This is a genomic window from Modicisalibacter sp. (assembly GCF_055145905.1).
Genome location: NZ_JBSREH010000003.1, coordinates 17010 through 41103 on the forward strand (window position 1 = coordinate 17010; position 24094 = coordinate 41103).

The 24094-nt window shown below is 68.6% G+C and carries 19 protein-coding genes and 1 CRISPR repeat array; of the genes, 7 read left to right on the plus strand and 12 right to left on the minus strand.

Features of this window, described 5'->3' with window-relative positions; translation table 11 throughout:
• Positions 1 to 5 precede the first annotated feature (5 nt).
• Both cas1e and cas2e read left to right on the plus strand, forming a co-directional pair.
• Complete coding sequence (cas1e, locus tag ACTCB7_RS03145; protein ID WP_163647997.1) at positions 6 to 908, plus strand: type I-E CRISPR-associated endonuclease Cas1e; 903 nt, start codon at positions 6 to 8, stop codon at positions 906 to 908.
• A gap of 1 nt (position 909) precedes the next feature.
• Positions 910 to 1227, plus strand: a complete 318-nt coding sequence (gene cas2e / locus ACTCB7_RS03150; protein ID WP_463005521.1) for a type I-E CRISPR-associated endoribonuclease Cas2e — start codon at positions 910 to 912, stop codon at positions 1225 to 1227.
• A gap of 50 nt (positions 1228 to 1277) precedes the next feature.
• Positions 1278 to 9787: a CRISPR direct-repeat array (repeat unit 29 nt; unit sequence GGCTTCCCCGCACCCGCGGGGATCGACCC).
• 43 nt (positions 9788 to 9830) lie between these two features.
• Here cas2e and ACTCB7_RS03155 read toward each other — a convergent pair.
• Entirely contained in the window at positions 9831 to 11018 is a 1188-nt protein-coding gene (locus ACTCB7_RS03155; RefSeq protein WP_163647999.1) for an MFS transporter, read from the minus strand.
• A gap of 102 nt (positions 11019 to 11120) precedes the next feature.
• Here ACTCB7_RS03155 and gmk point away from each other — a divergent pair, with 102 nt between their 5' ends.
• From gmk to thpR, 5 genes are all read left to right on the plus strand, one after another.
• Positions 11121 to 11753, plus strand: a complete 633-nt coding sequence (gene gmk, locus ACTCB7_RS03160; protein ID WP_224420374.1) for a guanylate kinase — start codon at positions 11121 to 11123, stop codon at positions 11751 to 11753.
• Between the two features lie 76 nt (positions 11754 to 11829).
• Positions 11830 to 12084: a DNA-directed RNA polymerase subunit omega gene (gene rpoZ / locus ACTCB7_RS03165; RefSeq protein ID WP_224420373.1), complete on the plus strand. Its 255-nt coding sequence runs from the start codon at positions 11830 to 11832 to the stop codon at positions 12082 to 12084.
• A gap of 110 nt (positions 12085 to 12194) precedes the next feature.
• Complete coding sequence (spoT, locus tag ACTCB7_RS03170) at positions 12195 to 14333, plus strand: bifunctional GTP diphosphokinase/guanosine-3',5'-bis pyrophosphate 3'-pyrophosphohydrolase (protein ID WP_463005522.1); 2139 nt, start codon at positions 12195 to 12197, stop codon at positions 14331 to 14333.
• A 105-nt stretch (positions 14334 to 14438) separates the two neighbouring features.
• Positions 14439 to 14828 carry a RidA family protein gene (locus tag ACTCB7_RS03175; protein ID WP_463005523.1) on the plus strand — a complete coding sequence of 130 codons (390 nt, stop codon included), beginning with the start codon at positions 14439 to 14441 and terminating at the stop codon, positions 14826 to 14828.
• 38 nt (positions 14829 to 14866) lie between these two features.
• A complete protein-coding gene (gene thpR / locus ACTCB7_RS03180; RefSeq protein WP_133483681.1) occupies positions 14867 to 15382 on the plus strand; it encodes an RNA 2',3'-cyclic phosphodiesterase in 516 nt (171 codons plus the stop codon).
• Positions 15383 to 15384: 2 nt separating this feature from the next.
• Here thpR and ACTCB7_RS03185 read toward each other — a convergent pair whose 3' ends face one another.
• From ACTCB7_RS03185 to phnF, 11 genes are all read right to left on the minus strand, one after another.
• The gene (locus ACTCB7_RS03185) at positions 15385 to 16044 is read right to left on the minus strand and encodes a DapH/DapD/GlmU-related protein (RefSeq protein ID WP_133483680.1); all 660 of its coding nucleotides are present in this window, start codon (positions 16042 to 16044) and stop codon (positions 15385 to 15387) included.
• A 26-nt stretch (positions 16045 to 16070) separates the two neighbouring features.
• Positions 16071 to 16826 carry a phosphonate metabolism protein PhnP gene (gene phnP / locus ACTCB7_RS03190; protein ID WP_133483679.1) on the minus strand — a complete coding sequence of 252 codons (756 nt, stop codon included), beginning with the start codon at positions 16824 to 16826 and terminating at the stop codon, positions 16071 to 16073.
• The gene (gene phnN, locus ACTCB7_RS03195; RefSeq protein ID WP_133483678.1) at positions 16823 to 17374 is read right to left on the minus strand and encodes a ribose 1,5-bisphosphokinase; all 552 of its coding nucleotides are present in this window, start codon (positions 17372 to 17374) and stop codon (positions 16823 to 16825) included. The genes phnP and phnN overlap by 4 nt, the downstream gene beginning before the upstream one ends.
• Positions 17375 to 17399: 25 nt before the next feature.
• On the minus strand, positions 17400 to 18548 hold the full coding sequence (locus ACTCB7_RS03200) for an alpha-D-ribose 1-methylphosphonate 5-triphosphate diphosphatase (RefSeq protein WP_087720121.1): 1149 nt from the start codon (positions 18546 to 18548) through the stop codon (positions 17400 to 17402).
• Positions 18545 to 19312: a phosphonate C-P lyase system protein PhnL gene (gene phnL, locus ACTCB7_RS03205; protein WP_463005524.1), complete on the minus strand. Its 768-nt coding sequence runs from the start codon at positions 19310 to 19312 to the stop codon at positions 18545 to 18547. Before phnL ends, ACTCB7_RS03200 begins: the two co-directional genes overlap by 4 nt.
• Before the next feature lie 13 nt (positions 19313 to 19325).
• Entirely contained in the window at positions 19326 to 20186 is an 861-nt protein-coding gene (locus tag ACTCB7_RS03210) for a phosphonate C-P lyase system protein PhnK (protein ID WP_071230460.1), read from the minus strand.
• Entirely contained in the window at positions 20183 to 21016 is an 834-nt protein-coding gene (locus ACTCB7_RS03215; protein ID WP_071230461.1) for an alpha-D-ribose 1-methylphosphonate 5-phosphate C-P-lyase PhnJ, read from the minus strand. The genes ACTCB7_RS03210 and ACTCB7_RS03215 overlap by 4 nt, the downstream gene beginning before the upstream one ends.
• A gap of 1 nt (position 21017) precedes the next feature.
• Positions 21018 to 22142, minus strand: a complete 1125-nt coding sequence (locus ACTCB7_RS03220) for a carbon-phosphorus lyase complex subunit (protein WP_463005525.1) — start codon at positions 22140 to 22142, stop codon at positions 21018 to 21020.
• Positions 22142 to 22825: a phosphonate C-P lyase system protein PhnH gene (phnH, locus tag ACTCB7_RS03225; RefSeq protein ID WP_373190400.1), complete on the minus strand. Its 684-nt coding sequence runs from the start codon at positions 22823 to 22825 to the stop codon at positions 22142 to 22144. The genes ACTCB7_RS03220 and phnH overlap by 1 nt, the downstream gene beginning before the upstream one ends.
• Before the next feature lie 76 nt (positions 22826 to 22901).
• On the minus strand, positions 22902 to 23342 hold the full coding sequence (phnG, locus tag ACTCB7_RS03230; RefSeq protein WP_087720122.1) for a phosphonate C-P lyase system protein PhnG: 441 nt from the start codon (positions 23340 to 23342) through the stop codon (positions 22902 to 22904).
• Positions 23339 to 24094, minus strand: a complete 756-nt coding sequence (phnF, locus tag ACTCB7_RS03235) for a phosphonate metabolism transcriptional regulator PhnF (RefSeq protein WP_463005526.1) — start codon at positions 24092 to 24094, stop codon at positions 23339 to 23341. Before phnF ends, phnG begins: the two co-directional genes overlap by 4 nt.

Below are 24094 nucleotides of genomic sequence, written 5' to 3' on the forward strand. Positions count from 1 at the left end.
CAGCGATGCTGGTCGGCCGCCTTGGACTCGACACTGCGCGTATCCCGCACGCCGACCGCCATGGGCTGGCCTGGCTGGACCGTGGCCGGCTGGAAGTCGAGGATGGCTGCCTACGCTTCGTGACCGCAGGCGGCACGCTGCCTGCCGGAGACTATCAGCTCCCCCATCAAACCATCTCCGCGGTGCTGCTCGGCCCTGGCTCATCGGTCTCCCACGACGCGCTGCGCTTGCTGGGGCGTCACGGCTGCGTGCTGTGTGCGGTTGGCGTCGAAGGGGTGCGCTTGTACACCATGCCCCCGCTGGGCCCGGACACCTCGGCACTCGCCCGCCGCCAGACCGAACTCTGGGCGGCCAAGGGCAAGCGGCTGGCAGTCGCCCGTCGCATGTACGCCCTGCGCTTCGACACCATCGTGCGAACGCGCGATATCGAGGTGCTGCGCGGCATGGAAGGCACGCGCATCAAGAAAGCCTATGCCCTGGCCGCCGAGCGCTACGGTATCGCCTGGCGCGGCAGGCGCTATGATCGCGCCAACCCCAACGCAACCGACCTACCCAATCAGGCGCTGAATCACGCGGCCGTCACCATGCAGGCAGCCGCCGCCATCGCCGTTGCTGTGACAGGCACGATCCCTCAATTGGGTTTCATCCACGAGGACTCCGGCCAGAGCTTCGTTCTCGACATCGCCGACCTACGGCGCCATGACCTGGTACTGGATATCGCCTTCGGTGCCGCCAAGGACGCCGAGCAGCGCCCGGACACCATTGATCGCCTGGTGCGCCGTCGTGCCGCCGAGATATTCCGCCGCCAGGCGGTCATTCCCTCGATGATCGACGCCATCAAGACGGTACTGACCGACAACGATGCCCCGGAAGACACTCAGGACTCACCCGTGAAGCAGACCTCCTGACATGCCACTTTGCGTCATCGTCACACGCGATGTCGAAGCCCGCTATCGCGGCTTTCTGGGGTCGGCAATGCTGGAACTCTCGCCTGGCGTCTATGCCAATCCGCGCATGACCAAAGGCGTCAGGGAACGGACCTGGAACGTGCTGAGCGACTGGCACCAACAACTGGGCCGGGGCTCCATCACCATGTGCTGGGCCGATGCCAATGCGCCAGGCGCCATGGGCCTGAAAACGCTTGGCGAACCCCCAAAAGATATTGTCGAACACGAAAGTATCCTGCTGGTTCGGCGCCACCTTTCCTCACCACCAGAGCAGGACTGAGGACTCCGGCTCTTTAACAACTCAGCAAAATCAAATACTTTTCCTATAGAGGCTTCCCCGCACCCGCGGGGATCGACCCGCCGCAACGTCGGAAAGCAATGCGGCCACCAGGGCTTCCCCGCACCCGCGGGGATCGACCCTTGATTGCGTCGGTGTGTGACTAAAGCTCGACGGCTTCCCCGCACCCGCGGGGATCGACCCGGCTCGGCCGCGCCGCCGGTGAGCGAGAGATAGGCTTCCCCGCACCCGCGGGGATCGACCCTGCTGACCGGCGTACTGCCATTGCGACAGCTCGGCTTCCCCGCACCCGCGGGGATCGACCCGAGGCGCCGACCCCGCAGGACCTCGAAGACGCGGCTTCCCCGCACCCGCGGGGATCGACCCAGGACAGATCGTGACGTAGGGGCGGCGGTCGAGGCTTCCCCGCACCCGCGGGGATCGACCCAGGTTGAGGTCCTTGAGCTTCTTGGGGAGTGCGGCTTCCCCGCACCCGCGGGGATCGACCGTTCAACGAGCAGCTGCGCAAGATGACCACCGAGGCTTCCCCGCACCCGCGGGGATCGACCCTCGCACAGACGCATGCTGTCGGCGACCAGGTCGGCTTCCCCGCACCCGCGGGGATCGACCCCCGCTCTTGATCTGGCCGCCGTCGATGAAGGCGGCTTCCCCGCACCCGCGGGGATCGACCCGCGTTGATCGTGTCGTGCTCGGAGTCGGCCCAGGCTTCCCCGCACCCGCGGGGATCGACCCACGAGAGCCACGCCGAAGCCCTGTGCGAGGCGGGCTTCCCCGCACCCGCGGGGATCGACCCTCGTCCGGATCAGGCTCGGGTATGCGGATCCGGGCTTCCCCGCACCCGCGGGGATCGACCCCGTCCAGCAGGTGGTCGCGGCTCGGGGTGCGGGGCTTCCCCGCACCCGCGGGGATCGACCCACTGGAGATATCGAGATCCGCGATGCCGAGCGGGCTTCCCCGCACCCGCGGGGATCGACCCCCCGAGCCGGAGGCTGCCGCCATCCTCGCCGAGGCTTCCCCGCACCCGCGGGGATCGACCCTCCGGCGGGTAGCCGTTCTCGCCGCCGACTGGGGCTTCCCCGCACCCGCGGGGATCGACCCTCGGCCTCCTCCATCGACGCCGAACTCATGTCGGCTTCCCCGCACCCGCGGGGATCGACCGCGTCTGGTCGAGATCGACCAGATGGACGTCATGGCTTCCCCGCACCCGCGGGGATCGACCCAGGCTGCCACCCGCGATGCGCGTGATCGCCTTGGCTTCCCCGCACCCGCGGGGATCGACCCGCCTTCCAGACCGGGCGGATTTCGGAGACGGGGGCTTCCCCGCACCCGCGGGGATCGACCGACTGCTCACCTCGCTCGGCAAGACCACGGCATGGCTTCCCCGCACCCGCGGGGATCGACCCCGGCCCTCCGCTGTTCCGTGTGCTGGCGCTTGGGCTTCCCCGCACCCGCGGGGATCGACCCCGCTCGTTCTCGGCCAGGTCGTGGGCCTCGACGGCTTCCCCGCACCCGCGGGGATCGACCCGACCTGTGCATCGACGTTGGCCTGGCCGGCAAGGCTTCCCCGCACCCGCGGGGATCGACCCCGGCAGGCCGATGCCGCCCTCGTGGCCGTAGCGGCTTCCCCGCACCCGCGGGGATCGACCCCACGCGACGTGCTGGACGTAGGCGTCGGTGTCGGCTTCCCCGCACCCGCGGGGATCGACCCTTCCCGAAAGTGTATTGGGGGTTGATCTTTGAGGCTTCCCCGCACCCGCGGGGATCGACCCCAAACCGCAAGGACACCGCGTTCGAGTATTACGGCTTCCCCGCACCCGCGGGGATCGACCCTCGTGGCGGCGCTGGGATACGGCTGGCTGGCGGGCTTCCCCGCACCCGCGGGGATCGACCCATGCCTGGAGTCACGAAGCCGTGCGCGAAGCCGGCTTCCCCGCACCCGCGGGGATCGACCCCAGCATGTCGCCCCAGTAGGTGCCGCCGCCGGGGCTTCCCCGCACCCGCGGGGATCGACCCCAGCAGAAGGAAATAGCCATGCTGTCACACCTGGCTTCCCCGCACCCGCGGGGATCGACCCCTTGTCCGAACGCGTGCCGATGACACCGGCGAGGCTTCCCCGCACCCGCGGGGATCGACCCTCGTCATGGAAGCTCACAAGCTGCGCAAGCAGGGCTTCCCCGCACCCGCGGGGATCGACCCTGGTTAGCCTCTGTGCTGAGGTCGCTGGGTGTGGCTTCCCCGCACCCGCGGGGATCGACCCGTGAAGCACATCGAGGACGGCCTGGTCGCCGCGGCTTCCCCGCACCCGCGGGGATCGACCCCTTGATCAGCGCGGTCGTTGAAGCCTCCATGTGGCTTCCCCGCACCCGCGGGGATCGACCCGAGGCCAATGGCATCGAGGTGGCGGCAGAGGAGGCTTCCCCGCACCCGCGGGGATCGACCCGCACCACCGGCAAGGTCATCACCGGGCCGTCGGGCTTCCCCGCACCCGCGGGGATCGACCCAAGTATTCCCGCAAGCAGACGTGCAGCCGCAAGGCTTCCCCGCACCCGCGGGGATCGACCCCACACGCGGTACTGGGCGCGCTTCTTGCTGATGGCTTCCCCGCACCCGCGGGGATCGACCCTGGACTGGCTGGCTATTCCAGTCGATGGCTGCGGCTTCCCCGCACCCGCGGGGATCGACCCGTATTGCCGAGCGTGCCGAATGCGGACTTGTAGGCTTCCCCGCACCCGCGGGGATCGACCCATCGAGCACCAGGGCCTGCAGTACGTCATCTAGGCTTCCCCGCACCCGCGGGGATCGACCCTGCACCACCCACAGGGCGAAGGCATCCGACTTGGCTTCCCCGCACCCGCGGGGATCGACCCGCGTCTTGCCCGAGCCACGGCCACCGTAGGCGGGCTTCCCCGCACCCGCGGGGATCGACCCGTGCGGCCAGTGAATTGGTATTCGGGGTTGAAGGCTTCCCCGCACCCGCGGGGATCGACCCACCCGGGGCCGCGACTTCTTCGTCGGCGACATGGCTTCCCCGCACCCGCGGGGATCGACCCCGGTCACCTTGATGTGCACCGCGGCCTGGTGGGGCTTCCCCGCACCCGCGGGGATCGACCCCTGTGCGCAGTGCGGATAGATCCTCGCCGCGGGGCTTCCCCGCACCCGCGGGGATCGACCCGACGTGGGCCACATCAAGTTCACGATCGGCAGGGCTTCCCCGCACCCGCGGGGATCGACCTTACGGCGATGGCGAAATAGATGACAGAGTCAGGGCTTCCCCGCACCCGCGGGGATCGACCCCAGCAAACCGGCGACGTACCCTCCGTCAGCCCGGCTTCCCCGCACCCGCGGGGATCGACCCGACTGGCGGATCGTGAATGGACTCGAAGCCGGGGCTTCCCCGCACCCGCGGGGATCGACCCGTTGATCCACTCACTCATACAGCCTCCCGTATGGCTTCCCCGCACCCGCGGGGATCGACCCCGGCCACCGGACCCCGAATGGGTCGCCCGCGTGGCTTCCCCGCACCCGCGGGGATCGACCCGAGTCAAACGCCCGATTGGTCGCCTCCCCGGCGGCTTCCCCGCACCCGCGGGGATCGACCCTGGTTGATGGTGTCCAGCAGCGCCCCGCCGACGGCTTCCCCGCACCCGCGGGGATCGACCCTGCAAGAAGCCCTGTCCGGTATCGAGGACGAAGGCTTCCCCGCACCCGCGGGGATCGACCCTTGTTGATGGTGTCCAGCAGCGCCCCGCCGACGGCTTCCCCGCACCCGCGGGGATCGACCCTGCCAGCCGGCTTTTCTGATGCCTTCATCACGGGCTTCCCCGCACCCGCGGGGATCGACCCTCGGCGATGGTGGATGCGCGGAATGTTGGCTCGGCTTCCCCGCACCCGCGGGGATCGACCCTGGACAGGGACGCTGTCCCAATCGACTGCTGCGGCTTCCCCGCACCCGCGGGGATCGACCCAGGACGCCGACACGATCCTTTTCCTCTACCGGGGCTTCCCCGCACCCGCGGGGATCGACCCGAGTTGTCGGTAGGCGCGCAGGTTGAAGACCTGGCTTCCCCGCACCCGCGGGGATCGACCCCAGCGGGACACCAGCCGGTCCCACAGCATGTCGGCTTCCCCGCACCCGCGGGGATCGACCCGAGGGCGTCCTCGCAAGACGGAGAGTGAGTGAGGCTTCCCCGCACCCGCGGGGATCGACCCCACTCGAAGGTGGGCAGGTCCACCCGGCCCGAGGCTTCCCCGCACCCGCGGGGATCGACCCTTGTTGATGGTGTCCAGCAGCGCCCCGCCGACGGCTTCCCCGCACCCGCGGGGATCGACCCGGCATCGACAATTCCGTGGTACTGCTGGGCGGGGCTTCCCCGCACCCGCGGGGATCGACCCGCGGTCGGCGAGCCGTCGTCGATCTGAATCTGGGCTTCCCCGCACCCGCGGGGATCGACCCGAAGAATTGGCCGCCAAGCGTGACCAACTGCGGCTTCCCCGCACCCGCGGGGATCGACCCCGAATGTCGGTAAACAAGGCCCCTTAGTAATGGGCTTCCCCGCACCCGCGGGGATCGACCCTCCAGCATCAGGGCGGCGACCGCCGCCACGGGGGCTTCCCCGCACCCGCGGGGATCGACCCTTCATACTGGCGTCCCCTCTCGGAGGATGTCGGGCTTCCCCGCACCCGCGGGGATCGACCCGATTTCCCGGCGGTGAATACGCGGGTCGATGCGGCTTCCCCGCACCCGCGGGGATCGACCCACGTTGGATATGCCCCCCGAGCAGCGGCAGTAGGCTTCCCCGCACCCGCGGGGATCGACCCTCCATGCCGAGTACGATTTCCCGGCGGTGAATGGCTTCCCCGCACCCGCGGGGATCGACCCTGGAAACGGGAGCGCATGGAATCAGTCCAGAAGGCTTCCCCGCACCCGCGGGGATCGACCCTACTGGAAAGAGAAGCAGGAAGGCATGAGGGTGGCTTCCCCGCACCCGCGGGGATCGACCCTTGGCGATGTTGGTGAGGTGGAACTTCAGCGCGGCTTCCCCGCACCCGCGGGGATCGACCCTACGCCGAGCAGACCCCGGCGGCGCTGCCGATGGCTTCCCCGCACCCGCGGGGATCGACCCTCATTCAGGTTCTTCTCGCTGATCGCCTGATCGGCTTCCCCGCACCCGCGGGGATCGACCCCTGTCTCATTCACCCGCTGTATCGCTCCGCGCGGCTTCCCCGCACCCGCGGGGATCGACCCCCCGCCCTCCATGCGGCCCTTGCGACCCTTGAGGCTTCCCCGCACCCGCGGGGATCGACCCTCAACCGGGAGATGGCCGTCGCCAGCCAGCGCGGCTTCCCCGCACCCGCGGGGATCGACCCAGCGTGGCCGGGCTGCGTGACCTCGTCGAATCGGCTTCCCCGCACCCGCGGGGATCGACCCAAATAGCCCGCTAGTTGCTTCGGTCTGGATGAGGCTTCCCCGCACCCGCGGGGATCGACCCCCAGGAGTAGTTATGGCTAAGTATCAGATTGGGGCTTCCCCGCACCCGCGGGGATCGACCCGCCACGTCATCTATCCGCTGCTCGATGCGCTCGGCTTCCCCGCACCCGCGGGGATCGACCCTAAAACGACTCTCAAGGCTGTGGGCTGGACGCGGCTTCCCCGCACCCGCGGGGATCGACCCTCGTCGTCCTCGCAATCTTCCAGCAGCGCCTCGGCTTCCCCGCACCCGCGGGGATCGACCCCGATCAGCCCCGACCGTCTCCTCGTCGTAGATGGCTTCCCCGCACCCGCGGGGATCGACCCCGTTGCCGACTGGTGGGGGAATATATCGTCGGGGCTTCCCCGCACCCGCGGGGATCGACCCTCTGCGTGGCGATTGCCGAGGTAAGTGACCGTGGCTTCCCCGCACCCGCGGGGATCGACCCATCCGAGCGAACGTCTCCGGATCTTCCTTGCGGGCTTCCCCGCACCCGCGGGGATCGACCCGCCCGGGGCAAGGGCAAGCTGTATTACCGCTGGGCTTCCCCGCACCCGCGGGGATCGACCCGCGGGCCCGGTCGTTCTTGCCGCCGGCATTGAGGCTTCCCCGCACCCGCGGGGATCGACCCGACGAAGGGGAATCAAGCTAAAGTCTTGATTCGGCTTCCCCGCACCCGCGGGGATCGACCCTTGCTGGGGCCTTCCGCTTGCACCTCATTGCCGGCTTCCCCGCACCCGCGGGGATCGACCCTCAGTCCGGAAGAGATTGAGCGGCGCCTGGGCGGCTTCCCCGCACCCGCGGGGATCGACCCGTGTCACGTCGCTTGACGGCATGACGCAATACGGCTTCCCCGCACCCGCGGGGATCGACCCGCCCAGCGCATCCTGGCTGTATCCCTGCTGTCGGCTTCCCCGCACCCGCGGGGATCGACCCGCATCAGGGACCGGGCCATCGGTGTCGACGAGGGCTTCCCCGCACCCGCGGGGATCGACCCAGGTAGGCAGCCAAGCGCTCGTCTTGCTCGGCGGCTTCCCCGCACCCGCGGGGATCGACCCGAGCAAGTCAGTAGCCCCAACACCGCACTGACGGCTTCCCCGCACCCGCGGGGATCGACCCTCGGACCGACTCCAGGAGCTGGCCAAGCAGACGGCTTCCCCGCACCCGCGGGGATCGACCCTCTGGAAAAGCGCGCCCACGACCATGGCGAAAGGCTTCCCCGCACCCGCGGGGATCGACCCTCGCCCATGGCGAGCATCGGTGACACGCTGGCGGCTTCCCCGCACCCGCGGGGATCGACCCCTGATCCGCCTGGGCACCATCGCCGAGGTCGAGGCTTCCCCGCACCCGCGGGGATCGACCCGAGCGGGCCCTGCGTGACCGGCAGCCGGCATTGGCTTCCCCGCACCCGCGGGGATCGACCCGGTGACGGTGGCGCTACCAAACCGGGTGCGGAGGCTTCCCCGCACCCGCGGGGATCGACCCGGTGACGGTGGCGCTACCAAACCGGGTGCGGAGGCTTCCCCGCACCCGCGGGGATCGACCGACCCACGAGGTCCACTTGCCCGTCGATCAGCGATAGGGCTTCCCCGCACCCGCGGGGATCGACCCGAGCTGGCGGCAGCGCTCGGCAACAACCCCGAGGCTTCCCCGCACCCGCGGGGATCGACCCTGCTCGATTAGCGACAGCTCCTTCTCGCCCTGGGCTTCCCCGCACCCGCGGGGATCGACCCTCACACCCAACCAGACCAAGGCCGGGAGCCTCGGCTTCCCCGCACCCGCGGGGATCGACCCGGAGAGATCGTACTGGATGGTATCGCCCGCCGGGCTTCCCCGCACCCGCGGGGATCGACCCGGCCGAGGTGACGTATACCGCGAGTGGCACGAGGCTTCCCCGCACCCGCGGGGATCGACCCAGCGCGTAGCGGGCCTCGACCAGCTCGTTGAGGGCTTCCCCGCACCCGCGGGGATCGACCCCAGGGCATCATGCACTACGACCTGGGCCTGCGGGCTTCCCCGCACCCGCGGGGATCGACCCGGTGTAGGTGCGCGTGCCGGCCTGCAGCACCCGGCTTCCCCGCACCCGCGGGGATCGACCCGAGCGCGAGGCGGCGATCATCGACTTCAGCGAGGCTTCCCCGCACCCGCGGGGATCGACCCGCTGCATCGCTGGCAAATTCCCACGTCGATGCGGCTTCCCCGCACCCGCGGGGATCGACCCGCGGCTCGCAATAGCCGGGAGGCTCTACTGATGGCTTCCCCGCACCCGCGGGGATCGACCCTGGCAGCGCGATGGCTGGGACAAGACCTGGGAGGCTTCCCCGCACCCGCGGGGATCGACCCCAGGACGACCGCCGCGCCGCCGGCAGCATCTAGGCTTCCCCGCACCCGCGGGGATCGACCCATGGCTTTGCGCATCTCTGCCGTTGGAATCGGGGCTTCCCCGCACCCGCGGGGATCGACCTTGCCAGTTCCATATCCTCTCCCTACTTTGCGAGGCTTCCCCGCACCCGCGGGGATCGACCCTGCTGGCCGTTGACGTTCTTGCTGACGTACTTGGCTTCCCCGCACCCGCGGGGATCGACCCTGGCGGCCGATCGCCACCGACGATTGCACCGTGGCTTCCCCGCACCCGCGGGGATCGACCCCAGACCATTGGCAGCCGTATCCGGCAGAAGCGGGCTTCCCCGCACCCGCGGGGATCGACCTTTCCCCTCCAGTCTGTCCCGTTCTCCAGCGCCGGCTTCCCCGCACCCGCGGGGATCGACCCCCGCCACCGGAGGTGCCCGTCATGGATCTCGCGACTTCCCCGCACCCGCGGGGATCGACCCGGTGTCTTGGCCTGCTTGCGCGCCTCGCGAAGGGCTTCCCCGCACCCGCGGGGATCGACCCGTCTCTAGCGCGTCGCCCTTGCGGTATAGCGCGGCTTCCCCGCACCCGCGGGGATCGACCCATCGGTAGCGCTGGGTGTTGATGGCATATCTTGGCTTCCCCGCACCCGCGGGGATCGACCCCTCAAGCGCGCCCGCCCCCGCCAGGCCGACCGGCTTCCCCGCACCCGCGGGGATCGACATATCACCAGGAGCTACTGCGGTTTCGCTAAGCCGCCTCTACCAATCAGCCCTCCTGCATGATGGGACGGCGCAGCAGCCCTAGCGCCGCCGCCGAGAGCAGCGCCACCAGCACCGAAAAGCCCACGCCGGTGGGCGCCAGGCCGACCAGGCGCGACACCAGGCCGATGCCCACCACGGGGATCGACAGCGCCACGTAGGCGACGACGAAGAAGGTCGAGGTCACCGCGCCGCGCCGGTCGGCCGGGCTGGCCGTGGCGACCGCGCCGAGCCCGGCGCGAAAGCCGACGCCCTGGCCGAAACCGGCGATCAGTGCCCCGGCCAGAAACGTCGCCAGCGAGGCCCGGGCGATGCCGGTGCCGACCAGCAGGGCGCCGAGCACCACCACCGCGCAGCCCAGCGGCAGGCGACGCGCCTGCGGCAGGCGCTCCTGCAGCCACTGCCCCAGCGTCGAGGCGAAGAACACCACCCCGGCGACCAGCCCGATCAGCGCCAGGTTGTCCTGGCCCAGCACGCCTTTCATGAAGGCCGGCGCCGTGGCGGTGAAGAAGCCCAGCACCGCAAAGCCGGCGAAGCCCGCCGTCGCCGCCGGCAGGAACAAGCCGCGCACTGCCGGCGGCACGCTCGGCCGCTGCCAGCTCAGGTCGGGATGCGCCGCGCGGGTCACGGTCTCGGGAGCGCGCAGCACCGCCAGCGCGCCCAGCAGCAGCAGCCCCAGGTGCGCACCGTAGGGCAGCAGCAGCGGCCCCGGCGCATATTCGCCGAGCAGCCCGGCACACACCGGCCCCAGCCCCAGGCCGCCCATGTTCACGGCGGTGGCGAGGAGGGTCGCCTGGCGCTTGCGCGCCTCGGGCGCCAGCTCGATCACCGCCACCGTGGCCGTGCCGGTGAAGATGCCCGCCGAGACGCCGGACACCACTCGGGCGACGATCAGCCACGCCAGGCCGTCGCCGGTCAGGAACAGAAGGTCGCTCGCCGCCGAGGCCACCAGCCCCGCCAGCAGCAGCGGGCGGCGGCCGAGCTGATCGGACCAGCGCCCGGTGAGCAGCAGGGCGCCGATCACGCCCACCGCGTAGGCGGCGAAGATCACCGTGATGGTCAGCTGCGAGAAGCCGAACGCCTCGCGGTAGAGCGGATACAGCGGCGTCGGCAGGGTGGTGCCGAGCATGGTCGCCAGGAAGGCGAAGGCGACGCCCGCGAAGGCGAATCGCGAGCTCGAAGGCGTGTCGGTCATGGGCGGTCTCCTGTAAAACGCCCGTCCCAGTGTAGAGGCGGGCGCGCAATGTGCGATAATGCCGGATTCCCCTTTCGAAACGATGCAACCGGACCCGTCAACATGTCCCACGGCACGCTATACATCGTCTCCGCCCCCTCGGGCGCCGGCAAGACCAGCCTGGTCCGCGGCCTGATCGAGCGCCTCGACGGCATCCAGGTGTCGGTGTCGCACACCACTCGCGCGATGCGCCCCGGCGAGACCGACGGGGTCAACTACCACTTCGTCGATGGCGAGACCTTCGAGCGCATGGTCGAGTGCGGCGACTTCTTCGAACACGCCCGGGTCTTCGACAACTGCTACGGCACCTCGCGCCCGGCGGTCCAGGCACTGCTCGCCGCCGGCACCGACGTGATCCTCGAGATCGACTGGCAGGGCGCGCGCCAGGTGCGTGAACAGATGCCGGATGCCGTCTCGGTATTCATCCTGCCGCCCTCGCGGGAAGCGCTCGCCGAACGGCTCGCCGGCCGCGGCACCGACGGCCCCGAGGTGATCGCCCGGCGCATGCGCGACGCCGTCAGCGAGATGTCGCACTTCGACGAGTACCAGCACGTGATCATCAACGACGACTTCGATGAGGCCCTGGCCCAGCTCTGCGGGCTGGTGCTCGGCGAACGCACCCGGCTGGCGCGGGTTCGCGAACGCCACGGCGCACTGCTGGAGGCGCTCTTGTCACGCATCGAAGGGGTCGAGTAGACTCGAATGTCCTACCGCGCGATCATCGATCGCGCCCGCGAATCCGCTCTCACAGGCAATTTCAGGAAGACCGTCCATGGCGCGAGTTACCGTAGAAGACTGTCTCGACCACGTCGAGAATCGTTTCAAGCTGGTGATGATCTCCTCCCAGCGTGCCCGTCAGCTGGCTCGCGGCACCCGCGACGCCCAGCTGCCCTGGGAAAACGACAAGCCCACCGTGATGGCGCTGCGCGAGATCGCCGCCGGCAAGATCGACGAGAACGTCCTCGACGAGCCGATCGAGGCCCCGGTGCGCGTCCGGCCCGAGCCGAGCGCCGAACCGGAGGCCTGAGGCCCGTTCGTCCGCTGCCATCGATCGCCCGCTCCCGGTCCGCTCGCGCGGGCCGTCGGGGGCCGGGCCGGAGTCCGCTTCCACGAGGTTACCGACCATAGGCGCGCTGCATGTTCACCATTGACGACCTGGCTGACCGCCTCGGCGGCTATCTCCCGCAGGACGAGATCCGGCAGGTCAAGCGTGCCTTCTACTATGCCGAGCAGGCCCACGACGGCCAGCGCCGGCGCTCCGGCGAGCCCTACGTCACCCACCCCCTGGCGGTCTCCAACATCCTCGCCAACATGCACATGGACCATCAGAGCCTGATGGCAGCCATGCTGCACGACGTGATCGAGGATACCGGCGTGACCAAGGAGGCCCTGGCCGCGCAGTTCGGCGAGGCGGTCGCCGAACTGGTCGACGGCGTCTCCAAGCTGACCCAGATCACCTTCGAGGACAAGGCGGTCGCCCAGGCCGAGAACTTCCAGAAGATGGTCATGGCGATGTCCCAGGACATCCGCGTGATCATCGTCAAGCTCGCCGACCGGCTGCACAACATGCGCACCCTGGGCGCGCTGCGTCCCGACAAGAAGCGCCGCATCGCCCGCGAGACGCTGGAGATCTACGCCCGCATCGCCGGCCGGCTGGGCATCAACACCATCCGCGTCGAGCTCGAGGACCTGTCCTTCCAGGCGATCTACCCGATGCGCGCCGAGCGCATCAAGCGCGCCGTCGCCAAGGCCCGCGGCAATCGCCGGACGATGATGCGCCAGGTGCAGAGCAGCCTGCAGCACGGCCTCGACGACGAGGGCCTGCCGGGCACGGTGATCGGTCGCCAGAAGCACCTGCTGTCGATCTATCGCAAGATGCGCGACCAGCGCAAGTCGTTCGCCGAGATCATGGACGTGTTCGGCTTTCGCATCATCACCGAGGACGTCGACACCTGCTATCGCATCCTCGGCGCGGTGCACAACCTCTACAAGCCGGTGCCCGGGCGCTTCAAGGACTACATCGCCATTCCCAAGGCCAACGGCTACCAGAGCCTGCACACCACGCTGTTCGGCGCCAACGGCATGCCCATCGAGGTGCAGATCCGCACCCGCGAGATGGAGGCGATGGCCAACAACGGCATCGCCGCCCACTGGCTCTACAAGGCCGGCCAGACCGAGCGGCCGATCGCCGCCGGCAGCCATGCCCGGGCCCGGGAATGGGTGCGCGGCCTGCTCGAGATGCAGCGCCACGCCGGCAATTCGCTGGAGTTCATCGAGCACGTCAAGAACGACCTCTTCCCCGACGACATCTACGTGTTCACCCCCAAGGGCGACATCATGGAGATGCCGCAGGGGGCCACGGCGGTGGACTTCGCCTACATGGTCCACACCGACATCGGCAACAGCTGCATCGCCTGCCGCATCGACCGCCACCTGGCACCGCTGTCCACGCGCCTGGAAAGCGGCCAGACGCTGGAGATCATCACCGCTCCCGGCGCCCGGCCCAATCTCGCCTGGCTGTCGTTCGTGATGACCGCCAAGGCCCGTTCGGCGATCCGCCACGCGCTCAAGAACCAGCAGCGCACCGAGTCGATCCAGCTCGGCCGGCGGCTGCTCAACAAGGCGCTGGCCGATTTCGAGACCAGCCTCGAGGAACTGCCCGACTCCCGCCTGCCGCGGGTCCTGGAAGCGCTGGACGTGCGCACCGCCGACGACCTGCTGGAATCGATCGGCCTGGGCAACCGCATGGCCTATGCCGTCGCCCGCCACCTGGTGGAGAGCGGCGAGTCGCCGGCGACCGCGCAGCCCGCCGTGCCGGGCTCGCAGGAGGCGCCGGTGGTGATCAGCGGCACCGAGGGCATGGTGCTGAACTTCGCGCGCTGCTGTCATCCGCTGCCCGGGGATGCGATCATCGGTCATCTGTCGGTGGGCAAGGGCATCGTCGTGCACCGCGTCGACTGTCGCAATCTGGAAGACATCAAGCGCGACGATCCGGATAAACTGTTCGCCCTGAAGTGGGCCGACGAGGTCAGCGGCGACTTCCCGGTCACCCTGCGCATCGAGATGGAAACCCGGCGCGGCCTGGTGGCCGAGCTGGCCAGCGTGGTCACCGATGCCGATGCCAACATCGAGCGCATCGGCATCGAGGAACGCGACGCCCGGCTGTCGATCATCAACCTGACGCTGGCCGTGCGGGATCGCGTGCATCTGGCCCGCATCATCAAGCGGATCCGCAACCAGCCGCACGTCGGCCGGATCAACCGAATCCGCAACTGAATCCGCAGCGCCCGTCGTGCCGCCTCACCGCGGCGCGGCGGGCGTCGTGTTTTTTCTACCCTGCCGGCCCCGGGCCAGGCGCAACGACAAGCAAGGAGATCCGTCATGAGCAACAAGGCCGTCATCCAGACCAGCAAGGCACCCGCCGCCATCGGCCCCTACTCCCAGGCCATCAAGGCCGGCAACACCATCTACCTCTCCGGCCAGATCCCGCTGGACCCGGCCACCATGGCGCTCGTCTCCGAGGACGTCGAGGCCCAGGCGCGCCAGGTCTTCACCAACCTCAAGGCAGTCTGCGAAGAGGCCGCCGGCACCCTGCAGGACGTGGTCAAGCTCAACCTCTACCTGGTCGATCTGGAGCACTTCGCCGTGGTCAACAAGGTGATGGAGGAGTTCTTCGAGACGCCCTACCCGGCCCGCGCCGCCATCGGCGTCAAGGCGCTGCCCAAGGGCGCGCAATTCGAGGCGGAGGGGATCATGGTCATCGGCGATTGAGCCTGACCTCACGCCACGAATCAGCGATCGGATCACCGATGAGAAGACTCTTCTTCGCCCTGTGGCCCGACGACGCTACTCGCCAAGCCCTCGCCGCCGAGGCAGCGCGCCTGGCCCCGCTCTGTGGCGGTTATCCGCTCCCTGCAAAGAACCTGCATATCACGCTGGCCTTTCTGGGCGATGTGGACGAAGCCCGAATCGAAGCCCTCGTGGCCCTCGCACAGCGCTGGCCAGCGCTTCAGGGCGAGTGGACGCTGGATCGACTAGGGCATTTCCCCCGACCGCGCATCGTCTGGGTCGGCGGCCAGACGCCGAATGACACACTATTGACGCTCGATACCAGGCTCTGGCAAGCGCTGTCCCGTCACGGCTTCACTGCGCCTGAGCGCGACTTTATCCCACACGTCAGCCTGGTACGTCAGGCTGACCGCGCGGCACCGCAATCACGGCTACCCACCCCGATCCTCTGGCGCTTCGACCATCTCGCCCTGGTGGAATCACAGCTTGCCAATGACGGGCCATGCTATCGAACACTGGCCGACAACACCGGCTGAGGTCATGGTCCCAGACGCGACTCGCGCTCGGCGACCTCAAGGAACGCCCCGGTATCACCCTGAAACAGCACCAGCATGCGGGCCAGCCGCTCGTGGGACCACTCCCACCAGGCCAGCGCCTCGAGGCGCGCCACGGTCTCGGGGTCTGCAAAGCGTGACCTTAGTGCGCGGGCCGGATTACCGACAACGATGGTATACGCCGCGACATCCCGGGTGACGACACTGCCGGCACCGACGATGGCGCCGTTGCCGATGATGACGCCGGGCAGCACGATGGCGCCGTGGCCGATCCAGACATCGTGACCGATCACGACACGGTCCTCGGCCCGCCAGGCGAAGATCCGGTCGTCGACGCTCTGGTCGCTGTCGGCGAAGCCGAACTTGCCGGGGCGGTAGCTGAAGTGGTGCAGCGTCGGCCGCCACCAGGGATGATTGCTGGGATTGATGCGCACGCTTGAGGCAATCGACGTGAAGCGGCCAACTTCTGTAAACATCAGATCGCTATCACGCTCGACATAGCTGTAATCGCCGAGCATGACGTGATTGAAGACGCAGCGATCGCCCACCTCGGTCCAGGCGCCCAGCTGGCTCTCGTGGATCTTCGCCGTGGGCGCTATGGTGGGGGCATCACTCAGACGACGGGAAGCGGGTTGTGAAGCCATACGTTGTCCTCGGAATGCGCTGTTTTTCAAAAAAGTATCTCTCTACCATCGGTGGCCAATTCCACGCCCCCCGGCAGGATTCGCGACGTCGCCATGAAGTCGGCATCCAGTTCGTGGCTGATGTGCGTCAGCCAGGCGCGTGAAGGGCCTAAACGCTCGATGATCTCCAGCGCCATGGCGAGGTTGTTGTGGTTGCGGGGCGCGAGGAGCGAATCTGGATGGGTCGCATCGACCACCATGCCGTGCGGGCGCCACTCGGCCAGAAAGCGTTCGGTGGCCGCGGGCAGGCCGACCGTGTCGCAGAGCCAAGCGATGCGATGGGCACCATCGTCCAGAGCGTAACCCAGCGTTGGTTTGCTGTGATTGAGCGGCAGCGGCGTCACCGTGAGACCGCCCAATGTGAGCGCTCGGAACGGCTTGAGGCCGGGCTGGAAAGCGAGGATGCCGGGATTCTTGTGCAGGTCGGCACAGCCCTGAGGATCTTTCGGGCCATAGACCGGAATCGATTCGCCCCGCCCCCAGCGCAGGTGCAGAAGCCCCTGGACGTGATCGGCGTGATAATGCGTCAGCACAATCGCCGCCGGACGCTGACGCTCGCAGCGCGCGGCCAGATCCATGCGGCCGGCATCGATCAGGATCAGCTCGCCATCGAGCTCGATCTCGCCACAACAGGGCTCGCGGCGGTGGCCGCTCAGCAGCCGGGCGCGCTGACACGCCGGGCAGTCACAACCGAAGCAGGGTACCTGACCGCTGTCGCCGGTGCCGGCGAAGCGCAACTTCATGACGTCTCATCCGGGCCGTGCGGCGAGTCAAGCCAGGCTTCGAGCGCCTTCACGCCATGCGCCAGCTCGCCGCCGTTGTCGATTCGCGCAATATCGCCCAGCGCATCCTCACCGCCGCCGCGCGCCAGCCGCGCCTCGATCTCGGCCGGCGTCTCGCGCCCGCGAGCGATCAGACGCCGGCGCAGCACCTCGACATCCGCCACGACCAGAACCGGCATCAGGGCCGCGCCGAAGCGTCGACGGGCGCGCTCCAGCGCTCGCCGGCTGCCGTTGAGCACCACCGTGTGCCCCGCCGCCAGCCACGCTTCGATCTCGATCCCGACGCCGTAGTCGAGCCCATGCGCGCTCCAAGATAGGCAGAACAGCCCCTGCTCCCGCCGCCAGTGAAATGCCTCGCGGGAGAGTTCGATGCAGTTCTCCGCCCCGCCGCTGGCGCGCGTGATGTAGCGATGCGCCACCAGCGCGTCCGGGCGCCGTCGTGCCAGCTCGCGCAGCAGGCTGTCCTTGCCGACGCCGCTGGCGCCCATGACGTAGATCAGACGCGACATCTCGGACCTCTCGAAAAATACGCCATCAATGGACCTGTCTACCCGCAGACCAAACTCTCTGCACCACCGGATGATCGTCGATCAATCGCACCCGCAACAGATCGGCACGGAGCCCCGGCGCCAGGCGCCCACGATCGGTCAGGCCTACCGCTTCGGCCGGTATGCGTGTCGCGGTGGCGACCGCCCGGGGCAGCGCGTAGCCGTTCTCCATCGCCGCCACCTTGAACACCGCGTCGAGCAGCGCCGCCGGGTAGTAATCCGATGACAGGATATCCAGCACGCCCAGCTCGACCAGATCGGCAGCGGCGATGTTGCCGGAGTGGGAGCCGCCGCGGACGACGTTGGGTGCGCCCATCATCACCGCCATGCCGGCACGGTGGGAGGCCTCCGCCGCTTCGCGGGTGGTGGGGAACTCCGCGACTCGGGTGCCATATTCATGGCTTTCGGCGACGTGCTCGACGGTGGCGTCGTCGTGGCTGGCGATCGCCAGGCCCCGTTCGCGACAGCTGGCCGCGATGGCGCGGCGATGCTCGGCGCTGTAGCGCTGGCTGTTGTCGATCTGGGTCGCCATGAAGGCGTTCATCGCCGCGTCATCGAGCTGGTACTTGCCCTGATAGTAGACGCGATACGCCTCGAGGCTGGCGAACTGGCGCTGGCCGGGGGCGTGATCCATCAGCGAGACCAGGCCCAGCAGCGGTGACGACGACAGCTCGCCGAAGCGCACCAGCGTGTTCGGGTGACTCACCTCACAGCGCAGGTGCAGACGATGATCGACCCGCGCCAGACCGTCGTGAACGATCTGCGACAGGGCATGGCACATCTCGTCCAGTGCCCGGTGGCGCATGCTCTGCTCGTCGACGTCACCGATCGAGACCGCATCGAACACGGTGGTGATGCCGCTGGCCGCCATCTGGGCGTCGTGGGCCAGCGCCGCCTGACGTCCCGGCCATTCGACCTTGGGTCGCGGCTGGAAATACTTTTCCATGTTGTCGGTGTGCAGCTCGACCAGCCCTGGCAGCAGCGTGTCGCCTTCGCAATCGACGGCGCCCCCGGTCTGGCTCGCGCCATGGTCGATGGCGGCGATCCGGCCGTCGCGGATCACCAGCGTGCCGTCGATCACCTCGTCGTCGAGCACCAGCCTGGCGTTGGTCAGTACCTGTTCCTGCGTGCTCATGACAGCGTCTCCTGAGTGTTCTGGGTAACGGAAGCGCGGGCGCCGAGACTATCGTCCAGCGGCAGCAGGCGATCGGCGACGCGCTCGCGCACGTCCTCGTCGTGGAAAATGCCGAGCATCGCCGCGCCGCGGGCCTTGGCCTCGCCGATCAGGGTGATCACCACGTCGCGATTGGTGGCGTCCAGCGACGCGGTGGGTTCGTCGAGCAGCAGCAGCGGATGCTCGCCGATGAAGCCGCGGGCGATGTTGACGCGCTGCTGCTCGCCGCCGGAGAAGGTGCCGGGCGGCAGCCGCCACAGTCGCTCGGGCAGGTTGAGCCGGGCCAGCAGCGTCTCGGCGCGCTGGCGGGCCTCGTTTTCGTCGGCACCACGCGCCAGCAGCGGCTCCATCACCACATCGACGGCGGCGACCCGCGGTACCACGCGCAGAAACTGGCTGACGTAGCCGATCACGTCCCGGCGCAGGCCGTGCCAGGCGTAGGCCGGCAACGTCTCGAGGTCGAGTTCGCCATCCTCGAAATGCAGCCGGATGTGCCCGCGGTCGATGCGATAGTCGCCGTGAAGCATCTTCAGCAGCGTGCTCTTGCCGATACCGCTGCGACCGGCAAGCACCAGGCATTCGCCGGCGTCGAGGGTCAGCGAGAGATCGCGCATCACGTCGATCTCGAGCCCGCCCTGGCCGTGCAGCAGGAACCGTTTGTGCAGCCCATCCACCGTGAGGCGAGGTCGGGCGCGTTTCGGGGAAGCGCTAGTCTCGGAAAGCATCGGAATTCCTCCCTCAAGGTGTCAGCACGGATGAAACCAGCAGCTGCGTATACGCGTGCTGCGGATCGTCGAGGATCTGGTCGGTAAGGCCGGCCTCGACCACCTGGCCGCGGCGCATCACCATCAGGCGGTGAGCGAGCAGGCGCGCCACGGCGAGGTCGTGGGTGACCAGCACCACCGAAAGGCCCAGTTGGCGTACCAGCGTGCGCAGCATGTCGAGCAGGCGCGCCTGCACCGAGACGTCGAGCCCGCCGGTGGGCTCGTCCATGAACACAAGACGCGGCCGGGTGACCAGGGTGCGGGCGATCTGCAGGCGCTGCTGCATGCCGCCCGAGAAGGTGCGCGGGGCGTCGTCGATACGACCGGGGTCGAGCTCGACCTGGCGCATCCACTCCTGGCCGGTGGCACGCAACTGACCGTAGTGGCGCTGGCCCTGGGCCATCAGCCGCTCGCCGATATTGGCCCCGGCGGAAACGCCCATCCGCAGGCCATCGCGGGGGTTCTGGTGCACCAGCCCCCATTCGAGACGCAGCAGTGCTCGACGCCGTGCCTCGCCGATGGCGTAGAGATCGAGCTCGGCCTCATCCCTCTCCAACTCTCCCTTATCCAGCACGTCTTCTCCGGCGCCGGCTCGAGCGGCTTCGGACTCGTGAATAGCCCTTCGATAGACCACGCGTCCCGCATCGGGCGCTTCCATCCCGGCGAGCACGCGCAACAGCGTCGACTTGCCGGAGCCGGATTCGCCGACGATGCCCAGCACCTCGCCGGCATGCAGTTGAAAATCGATCGCCTCGCAGCCCTTGCCGGGACCGTAGAGGCGGGTGATGTCCTGAACGTCCAGCAGGACCGGGCGCTCCAGTGCCGGCTTCTTCATGCCACCTCTCCCCGTCGCGTCTGGCAGTAGTCGGTATCGGAGCAGACGAACATCCGCCCGCCCTTGTCATCGGTGATCACTTCGTCGAGATAGCTGTGATCGCTGCCGCACAGCGCACAGGTGTGCTCCCAGCTCTGGACCTCGAACGGATGGTCCTCGAAGTCGAGGCTCTCGACCCGGGTGTAGGGCGGGATCGCGTAAAGCCGCTTCTCGCGACCGGCGCCGAACAGCATCAGCGCCGGGTTGCCGTCGAGCTTGGGGTTGTCGAACTTGGGGATCGGCGACGGGTCCATCACGTAGCGCCCGTCCACCTTGACCGGGTAGGCGTAGGTGGTGGCGATATGGCCGTAGCGGGCGATGTCCTCGTAGAGCTTGACGTGCATCACGCCGTACTCCTCCAGCGCGTGCATCAGCCGCGTCTCCTGCTCGCTGGGCTCGATGAAGCGCAGCGGCTCGGGAATCGGCACCTGGAACACCAGGATCTGGCCGCTTCGCAGCGGCGTCTCGGGAATCCGGTGGCGGGTCTGGATGACGTCCGCCGCGGTGGTGGCGGTGGTGGTCTCGACGCCGGCCACGCGCTGGAAGAAGTGGCGGATACTGACCGCATTGGTGGTGTCGTCGGCACCCTGGTCGATCACCTTGAGAATGTCGTAGGCACCGAGAATGCTCGCGGTGAGCTGCACACCGCCGGTGCCCCAGCCGTAGGGCATCGGCATCTCGCGTCCGCCGAACGGTACCTGATAGCCGGGAATCGCCACCCCCTTGAGCAGCGCGCGGCGGATCATCCTTTTGGTTTGTTCGTCCAAATACGCGAAGTTATAACCGTCCACGTTAGCGCTCCTCCTGCTGGGGGCTGGCGGTGTCGCGGGTGCCGTCGAGTTCAGCCTGGCGTGCGGCATGCTCGCGTCGCAGACGGCGCAGCAGATCGAGCTCGGACTGGAAGTCGACGTAGTGCGGCAGTTTCAGGTGCGAGACGAAGCCGGAGGCGTCGACGCTGTCGGCGTGGGCCAGCACGAACTCCGCCTGCTGGGCGGGGCCGATGATCGGCTCGCCCAGCTCCTCGGCGCGCAGGGCGCGATCGACCAGCGCCATCGCCATGGTCTTGCGCTCGTTGTGGCCGAAGGCGAGGCCGTAACCGCGCGTGAACTGCGGTGCGGCCTCGCGCGAGCCGCCGAACTGGTTGATCATCTGGCACTCGCTCAACGCGATCTCGCCGACGCAGATCGTCTCGTCCCACTCGTCGACGTGGATCTCGACCTCCACCTGACCCAGGCGAATCTCGCCGGCAAACGGGTGGTTGCGGCCGTAGCCGCGCTGGGTGGAGTACCCCAGCGCCAGCAGGTAGCCCTCGTCGCCGCGGGCCAGCATCTGCAGCCGGGCGGCACGGTCCATCGGGTAATCGGGCGGATCGCGGGTGATGTCCGCAGGCTCACTGCCGTCGTCGATCTCCTGCTCCACCAGGCCTTCGTCGTTGAGCAGCTCCAGAATCTGCGGGCACGCCTCGGCTTCGGTAACCTCTTCGCGAATCTCGGCGGCCGGCACCTCGGCACCGGCCAGCTGCAGGAAGTCGAGCAGGCGGTGGGTGTAGTCGTAGGTCGGCCCCAGAATCTGGCCGCCGGGGATGTCCTTGTAGGTGGCGCTGATGCGGCGCTCGATGCGCATGCTGGCGGTGTCGAGCGGCTCGCTGACCGCCAGTCGCGGCAGCGTGGTGCGATAGGCGCGCAGCAGGAACACGGCTTCGGTGAGATCGCCGCTGGCCTGCTTGAATGCGAGCGCGGCGAGTTCGGGATCATAGAGCGAGGCTTCGCTCATCACCCGGTCGACGGCCAGGCGCAGCTGATCGCCGATCTGGGCAACCTCGAGTTCCGGACGATCGCGATCGCCGCGGCGGCGGTCGGCCAGCCAGCGGTGGGCGTTGGCGATCGCCTGCTCGCCTCCCTTGACGGCTACGTACATCAGTTCATCTCCTGAGAATCGGTACGTGTGATGCAGGTGCTGCGGGGAATCGCCGCCAGCTGCGCGCCGCAGCCGAAGATGGCGTCCAGCCCCTGCGGAAAGCTGGCACGGTTGCCGGCCAGGCGAGTCATCAGTGCCCGGCAGCCGGCGCCGTCACCGATATCGAGCACCCGCGACTCGGCGATGCCGGGGCCGCTGAGCCGCCAGCCGTGGTCTGCGTCGTCGGCACCGTTCGAATCGTTTTCCAGCCGCTCGACGGCGACCAGCAGCGTGGTACCGCGATCGGGATAGGTGTCGCTGCCCACCGCGAAAGGTGTCTGCGGATCGAAGGACTCGTGGGTCAGCAGCGCGAAATCGGCACTCGCCGGGTCATCGGTGATTCGCGCGCCGGTGTGGAAGGTCAGCGCCTCGCGCAGGGCCGGCGAGTCGAGGTCGGCGGCGATCCAGACGCGTGTCTCGAGGTCGCAAAGCGTCAGCACCACGCCCCACAGTGCGGCGCCCAGCGCGTCACTCGGCGCCACCTGGGGCGGTGCCGGCAGTGCCAGCGTCGTCAGCGTGCCCGGCTCGGAAAGCGCGCCGAGAATCTGGCGAAACAGACGCTGACTGTCGTGGGCGGGGTCGGCCAGCCCAGGCCAGACGAGATCCCTCGTCGTTTCCGTCTTTACCGTCATTGCTTTGTCCATCGTCACTTCCTCCATCGTCATTCGCCCGTGCTCACTCGCCACGTACTCATTCACCACGTGCTCACTCGCCACGTACCTATTCACCACGTACGAGGGTGAAGAAGTCGACGCGGGTGGCGGCGGCGGTGGCGGCATCGCGGCGCTGACGCTCGGCCAGTTCCTCGGCCAGCGGCGCGAGTACGTGCGTCTCGAGCTTCTGCTGCCATTCGGCGTGCTGGGCGACGGCATCGGCCAGTGCGATCAGCTCGGCGTGGCGGTGGTCACGGCCCCGCACCCAGCCGTGGCCGAGGGTGCCGTCATCGAGGGCGACGCTGGCGCGGGTCAGGGTCATCTCGCCGAGATGGAAGGCGTTGCCGGTACCGCCGGTGCGGCCCTTGAGCATCGCCATGCCGGTTTCCGGGCCGCGTACGCAGCGATGTGCGGGCACTGCATCGAGCGCCGTCCAGCACGCCTCTATTCGCTCGCGGGTGGAGAGCGCCAGCAGCCGCTGACGCGCGCCTCGTGATGTGTCGTTCATGACGCAACCTCGTCGGTGTCGAAATCCATGGGGTCGATGTCGAAATCAACGTGATAGGAGAGCCGGTCGGCGCGCGCCCGGCCCACGGAGACTTCCACCAGCACGCCGTCGACGTCGGTATTGTCGCTCGTCATCACCAGCAGCGGCGCGTTGAGCGGACACTGCAGCCAGCGGGTATCGTCGCGATCGGCGCCGACGGCATCTATGCGCACCCTTCGACGTTGCAGACGCAAACCATAGTGCTGGCCGAGCAGCGCCCGGGTGGAGCCGCCGCGATAGCGCGCCAGCCAGCCCGGCACGCGCTCGGGATCGAACCAGTGACGCAGCCGCATCAGCGGCGCGTCGTCAACATAGCGCACGGTATCGACGCGCAGCAGCGGCTCACTGGCGGGTCGCCCGAAGCGCTGGGCAATGGCCTCGGGCGGCATCACGAACCCCTGTTCGAGACAGCAGGTATTCGCGGGGAGACCGAGACCGGCGAGATTCTGGGTCACCTTGCTGCCGGCGCTAACGGCGTAATCGAGTCGCCGATCGACGACCTGGGTGCCACGCCCCTGATGGCGTGTCACCAGGCCAGCGGCGACCAGTTCGTCCAGCGCCCGGCGCACGGTGTGGCGATTAACCGCGAAGCGCTTGGCCAACTGGGCTTCGGTCGGCAGCAGATCGCCGGGGCCGTAGTCGGCGCGGACCTCGCGAAGAAGCACTTCGGCCAGTTCGCGATAGCGCGTTAGCGAGAGAATTTGTCTAGACAT

Excerpts from the sequence above, each read along its gene's own strand:
- cas1e (WP_163647997.1), top strand. The coding sequence starts at position 6 with ATGCTGGTCGGCCGCCTTGGACTCGACACTGCGCGTATCCCGCACGCC.
- cas2e (WP_463005521.1), top strand. The coding sequence starts at position 910 with ATGCCACTTTGCGTCATCGTCACACGCGATGTCGAAGCCCGCTATCGC.
- ACTCB7_RS03155 (WP_163647999.1), bottom strand. The coding sequence starts at position 11,018 with ATGACCGACACGCCTTCGAGCTCGCGATTCGCCTTCGCGGGCGTCGCC.
- gmk (WP_224420374.1), top strand. The coding sequence starts at position 11,121 with ATGTCCCACGGCACGCTATACATCGTCTCCGCCCCCTCGGGCGCCGGC.
- rpoZ (WP_224420373.1), top strand. The coding sequence starts at position 11,830 with ATGGCGCGAGTTACCGTAGAAGACTGTCTCGACCACGTCGAGAATCGT.
- spoT (WP_463005522.1), top strand. The coding sequence starts at position 12,195 with ATGTTCACCATTGACGACCTGGCTGACCGCCTCGGCGGCTATCTCCCG.
- ACTCB7_RS03175 (WP_463005523.1), top strand. The coding sequence starts at position 14,439 with ATGAGCAACAAGGCCGTCATCCAGACCAGCAAGGCACCCGCCGCCATC.
- thpR (WP_133483681.1), top strand. The coding sequence starts at position 14,867 with ATGAGAAGACTCTTCTTCGCCCTGTGGCCCGACGACGCTACTCGCCAA.
- ACTCB7_RS03185 (WP_133483680.1), bottom strand. The coding sequence starts at position 16,044 with ATGGCTTCACAACCCGCTTCCCGTCGTCTGAGTGATGCCCCCACCATA.
- phnP (WP_133483679.1), bottom strand. The coding sequence starts at position 16,826 with ATGAAGTTGCGCTTCGCCGGCACCGGCGACAGCGGTCAGGTACCCTGC.
- phnN (WP_133483678.1), bottom strand. The coding sequence starts at position 17,374 with ATGTCGCGTCTGATCTACGTCATGGGCGCCAGCGGCGTCGGCAAGGAC.
- ACTCB7_RS03200 (WP_087720121.1), bottom strand. The coding sequence starts at position 18,548 with ATGAGCACGCAGGAACAGGTACTGACCAACGCCAGGCTGGTGCTCGAC.
- phnL (WP_463005524.1), bottom strand. The coding sequence starts at position 19,312 with ATGCTTTCCGAGACTAGCGCTTCCCCGAAACGCGCCCGACCTCGCCTC.
- ACTCB7_RS03210 (WP_071230460.1), bottom strand. The coding sequence starts at position 20,186 with ATGAAGAAGCCGGCACTGGAGCGCCCGGTCCTGCTGGACGTTCAGGAC.
- ACTCB7_RS03220 (WP_463005525.1), bottom strand. The coding sequence starts at position 22,142 with ATGTACGTAGCCGTCAAGGGAGGCGAGCAGGCGATCGCCAACGCCCAC.
- phnH (WP_373190400.1), bottom strand. The coding sequence starts at position 22,825 with ATGGACAAAGCAATGACGGTAAAGACGGAAACGACGAGGGATCTCGTC.
- phnG (WP_087720122.1), bottom strand. The coding sequence starts at position 23,342 with ATGAACGACACATCACGAGGCGCGCGTCAGCGGCTGCTGGCGCTCTCC.
- phnF (WP_463005526.1), bottom strand. The coding sequence starts at position 24,094 with ATGTCTAGACAAATTCTCTCGCTAACGCGCTATCGCGAACTGGCCGAA.